The 3937-nt window shown below is 71.2% G+C and carries 4 protein-coding genes; 1 reads left to right on the forward strand and 3 read right to left on the reverse strand.

The window, feature by feature from the left end:
• The coding region (locus AC3XYG_RS00760; protein WP_489137903.1) for a Vgb family protein at window positions 1–630 on the forward strand (630 nt) is incomplete at its 5' end.
• Here the strand turns inward: AC3XYG_RS00760 and thiQ are convergent.
• From thiQ to thiB, 3 genes are all read right to left on the reverse strand, one after another.
• Window positions 627–1370: a thiamine ABC transporter ATP-binding protein gene (gene thiQ, locus AC3XYG_RS00765; RefSeq protein WP_489137904.1), complete on the reverse strand. Its 744-nt coding sequence runs from the start codon at window positions 1368–1370 to the stop codon at window positions 627–629. The genes AC3XYG_RS00760 and thiQ overlap by 4 nt on opposite strands.
• Entirely contained in the window at window positions 1357–3000 is a 1644-nt protein-coding gene (thiP, locus tag AC3XYG_RS00770; protein WP_489137905.1) for a thiamine/thiamine pyrophosphate ABC transporter permease, read from the reverse strand. Before thiP ends, thiQ begins: the two co-directional genes overlap by 14 nt.
• Window positions 2976–3937: thiamine ABC transporter substrate binding subunit (gene thiB / locus AC3XYG_RS00775; protein WP_489137906.1), on the reverse strand; the 962-nt coding region annotated here is incomplete at its 5' end. The genes thiB and thiP, both read right to left, overlap by 25 nt.

Raw genomic sequence — 3937 nt, forward strand, 5'->3', positions numbered from 1 at the left:
TCAGCAGCCGAAATTCTCCAGGAATACGGACCCTTCCCCGGCGTCGATGAGGTGCATGGCGTCAGTTATGACGGCAAGAACGTCTGGTTCGCCGCCGGAGACACGCTGAAGGCTCTCGATCCGGCCAGCGGGCAGACGGTGCGGTCGATCGATGTCGCCGCCCATGCCGGGACCGCCTTCGACGGCCGGCACCTGTTCCAGATCGCCGAGGATCGCATCCAGAAGATCGACCCGGAGACCGGCCGCGTGCTCGCCACCATCCCGGCGCCGGGCGGCGGCGCTGACTCGGGGATGGCCTGGGCCGAAGGAACGCTGTGGGTGGGGCAGTATCGCGAGCGGAAGATCCACCAGGTCGATCCCGAGACCGGGGCGATCCTGCGCACCATCGAATCCAGCCGCTTCGTCACCGGGGTCACCTGGGTCGATGGCGAGCTCTGGCATGGCACCTGGGAAGGTGGCGAGAGTGACGTCAGGCGGATCGACCCCCGGACCGGGAAGACGCTGGAGCAGGTCGATATGCCCGCCGGAATGTCGGTGTCGGGGCTCGAATCCGACGGTGGCGACCGGTTCTTCTGCGGCGGCAGCACCAGCGGGACGGTGCGGGCCATCCGCCGGCCCCGGCGCAGCTAGCCGACGCTGGCCTGCAGGGTGACGGCGGAGCCGAGGTAATCGGCGATCTCCGGCAGCGGCGGCCGGGTCAGCAGTTCCGTTGCCGGGCCGGTGGCGGCGATCCGCCCATCCGCGACGAAGGCGGCCTGGGCGGCGATGCCGGGCAGGGCGTCGAGCTGGTGGCTGACCATCAGCACGGTCAGCCCGCGCTCCTGCCGCAGCCGGTCGACCAGCGCGACCATTTCGCGCCGCTGGGCCGGGCCGAGTGCGGCGAAGGGTTCGTCCAGCAGCAGGATCGGCCGGTCGCGCACCAGGCTGCGGGCCAGGGCGACGCGCTGGCGTTCGCCGCCGGACAGCTGCGCCGGCCGCCGCGCCTCCAGCCCGGCCAGGCCGACATGGGCCAGCGCCTCCGCCACCCGCGCCGTCTCGGCCGCATCAAGCCGCCCGGGATGCAGCCCCAGCGCCACGTTTTGTGCCGCAGTCAGATGCGGGAACAGGTTGTGGTCCTGGAACAGGGTCGTCACCGGCCGGGCGGCCGGCGGGGCGCCGAGCACGTCGCGGCCGAGCAGGCGCAAGCGTCCGGACAGCGGTGCCTCGAAGCCGGCGATCAGGTTCAAGAGCGTGCTCTTGCCCGCACCGCTGGGCCCGAACAGGATGACGAAGGCGCCGGCCGCCACCGCCAGGCTGAAGCGCATTTCCATCGCCTCGTAGCGATAGACTAGGTCCTCGATCTCGACGGCGTTGTCGTCAGGCGCGTTCATGGCCGCCGATGATCCTTTCGATGAGGGCGAACAGCACGAGGCCCAGCAGCACCAGCAGCAGCACGACGGTCGACGCCTCCTGCAGCCGGTAGGCGCCCAGCAGCTGGGACAACAGGACCGGCAGCGTCTCGTTGCCCTCGCTGCCGAACAGGGCGGCGACGCCGAGGTCGCCGAAGGCCAGGCCGCTGGCCAGCGCCAGGGCGAAGCCGGCCGGCCGTCGCAGCAGCGGCCATTCCACCAGCCGCAGCCGGGCCCAGCCGGACAGGCCAAGGCTGTCGGCCAGCCGGCCGTGGCGGTGCTGCGCCAGCTCGGCCGCGCCGACCAGCAGGCGCAGCACGAAGGGCAGGGCCATCAGCGCATTGATCACGGCGATAATCACCAGCGCCCAGCGCCGCAGGTCGGCGGTGCCCAGCAGCATGACGAACAGGCCGGCGCCCAGCGCCAGCGGCGGGACCACCAGCACCACCGTGCCGCTCAGCTCGAACAATCGGGCCAGCCGCCGCCGGCGGCGGCCGACGCGCAGCACGGCGATGCTGTGTGCCAGGGCCCAGCCAAGGACCAGGGCCAGGATGCCGGCGCCCAGCGCCACGGCCAGGCTGCGGCCGGCGGCGCGCCACAGGGCGGCGCTGGTCAGGATCGGCTTGCCGATCCCGGCCAGGCCTTCGACCAGGATGGCAACCAGCGGCATCAGCACGAAGCCGGCGGCCAGCGCGATCGCGACGGCATCGATCGCTCGGGCGGCGCGGCTGTTGCCGTCGGTGCGCAGCACCGGCCGGCCGAGGCCGCCTTCGTCGGCCACCCGGCCGGTCATCCGCATCGCCGCCGATACCAGCACGGCGCAGAATGCGACCTGCAGCAGCGACAGGGCCACGGCCCGGCCCGGCGCGAAGTCGAAGCGCAGCGACTGGAAGATCGCGATCTCGATGGTGGCGGCGGCCGGGCCGCCGCCCAGGGTCAGGATCACGGCGAAGCTGGTTAAGCACAGCAGGAAGATCAGCGCCGCCAGCCCCGGCAGCTGGCGCCGCAGCACCGGCCATTCCACCAGCCGGAACAGGTCGCGGCCACGCAGCCCCAGCATTGCCGCCAGGCGCCAGCTTTCGGCCGGGATGGTGCCCCAGGCGGCCAGCAGCACGCGCACGGCGAAGGGCATGTTGAAGAACACATGCGCCAGCAGGATGCCGGTCAGCCCGTAGACATTGGGCCGAATCGGCTGGCCCACGGCGGCGAAGATATCGGCCAGCAGGCCGGAGCGGCCGAACACCGCCAGGATGCCGAAGGCGCCGGCCACCGCCGGCACGATCATCGGCAGGCCGAACAGGCGCAGCAGCAGTGTCCGGCCGCGGAACCGCCGGCGCGACAGGGCACGGGCGACCGGGATGGCGACGGCGATGCTGATCGCGGCGGACAGCCCGGCCTGCAGCACGGTGAAGCGCAGCAGGGACCACAGATAGGGGTCGGCCCAGACCGAGAGCAGGTCGAGATCCGACGCCGCCCGCACCAGCCCGGTTGCCGCCGTGCCGATCAGCGCCAGGATGGCGGCCAGGGCGATCAGGCCGGGGAGGGACGGGATGGGGCGGGCCCCCATCATGGTCGGGGCTGACCCGGCTACTTGCTCATCGCCTGCAGCCATTCGGCGATCCAGCCGGCGCGCTGGGCCGCGACCTCCTCGGGCGTGTAGAGCAGTGCCTTGGGCGGGGTCGCCAGCGCTTTGTAGGCATCCGGCAGCCCGGCCTTCGGCGTCACCGCCGGGTACATCCATTGGGTGGTCGGCAGCGTGTCCTGGAAGCCGGCGGTCAGCATGAAGGCCAGGAACTTGTCGGCCAGCTCGGGGTGCTTGGACGAGGCCAGCTTGCCCGCGACCTCGACCTGCAGGTAGTTGCCCTCGCTGAACACCGCAGCGCCGACATTGTTGTCGTTCTCTTCCATCACGTGATAGGGCGGCGAGGTCAGGTAGCTCAGCGTCATCGGCACCTCGCCCTTGCGGAACAGGCCGTAGCTCTCGCTCCAGCCCGGGGTGACGGTGAGAATGCGCGGCTTCAGCTTGGCCCAGGCCTCCGGCGCCTTGTCGCCATAGACCTCCTTAACCCACAGCAGCAGGCCGAGGCCCGGGGTGCTGGTGCGCGGGTCCTGGATGGTCAGCTCCAGGTCGCTGTTCTCGACCAGGTCGCGCAGGCTCTTCGGCGGGTTCGGCACCTTGGTCTTGTCGTAGACGAAGGCGAAGTAGCTCCAGTCGTAGGGCACGAAGATCGGGTCGGTCCAGGCGATCGGCAGCGACAGCCCGTCGAGCTTGCCGGCATGCGGCGCGAACAGGCCGGTCGCCGCCGCCTCGGCGGTCAGGTTGGTGTCGAGGCCCAACACCACATCCGCCTCGCTGACCTTGCCCTCCAGCTTCAGCCGCGACAGCAGGGCGACGCCGTCCTCGACCGAGGTGAATTCCAGGACGCAGCCGCATTCGGCCTCGAACGCCTTCTTGATCTGCGGGCCGGGGCCCCAGTCGGCGGTGAAGGATTCATAGGTGTAGACCTTCAGCACCGGCGTCTCGGCCCGGGCGGTGCCGGCCAGGGCAA

The organism is Inquilinus sp. (assembly GCF_057815775.1).

Coding starts and splice junctions, on each gene's coding strand:
- thiQ (WP_489137904.1), bottom strand. CDS start 1,370: ATGAACGCGCCTGACGACAACGCCGTCGAGATCGAGGACCTAGTCTAT.
- thiP (WP_489137905.1), bottom strand. CDS start 3,000: ATGGCTGCAGGCGATGAGCAAGTAGCCGGGTCAGCCCCGACCATGATG.